The sequence below is a fragment of the Vibrio sp. 704 genome, assembly GCF_033339295.1.
The window spans coordinates 1-849 of sequence record NZ_JAWOUH010000245.1 but is presented as its reverse complement, the minus strand read 5'-3'; the positions used below and the strand labels follow the sequence as shown (position 1 = coordinate 849).

Annotated in this window: 1 pseudogene; it reads right to left on the bottom strand. The window is 46.8% G+C overall.

Annotated features, from left to right (window positions below):
* Positions 1-597, bottom strand: a pseudogene (locus R7R24_RS25720) (histidine kinase); the annotation flags it as partial.
* Between the last annotated feature and the right edge of the window lie 252 nt (positions 598-849).

Below are 849 nucleotides of genomic sequence, written 5' to 3'. Positions count from 1 at the left end.
CGCGCGCTGGAATTTTCGAGACGCGTAATTGGACACCACGGCATTTGCCACCACTACACCGACAACCATCAAAATTAAAAAAGCGAGGAATGGCTCAATGCGATCTTGGAGCCTGTCGAGCAAATACCCCACCGACACCACACCAATGATGTTACCTTGTGCGTCGAATATCGCCGCTTTACCGCGGACGGAATAGCCCAAAGAACCGCGAGCTGTAGACACATAGGATTGACCTTCGACCAGAGCTCGTTGGTTGTCTCCCCCTTTCATAGGCTTACCAATTCGCTCATCTACCGGATGAATTAAGCGCACGCCTTGGTTATCCCCAATCACAATAAAGGCCGCACCAATCGCTTTAGTGAGTGCGCGAAAGGACTCTTGATAAGGTTCTGGCTGCTGAGCTTCCACCATCTTAATGACGATTTCAGACTCTGCGAGGAAACGGGCAACACCGAGTGCCTTTTCACCCATTTCGTGTTCTTGATTGACTTTAAGGTAGGTAAAACCTGCGGCGACGAGCAGAAGTAACTCGATCAAGCCCGAGAGCGTCATAATGACCAGCATGCGCTTTCTAAAGCTGATGGTTCTCCAACTCATGGTACATCCTTACCGTTAACCCACTTCCACGTCACTGTGGTGTTGTTCTAAGTTAACATCGAGTTAACAGCAAGGCTTAGATCAGATGATAAATCTGTGAACACGGCAAACAAAGCGTGACTTTTATGGTGAATTAATAGGCGGCGTGAAACATAAAATTACATCCATTCATCAGGCACAATATTCCTTGCTGATATTCAATGGCATACATAAATTGCCCTTTAAAGCATGATTGCGATCACACCAAATTTA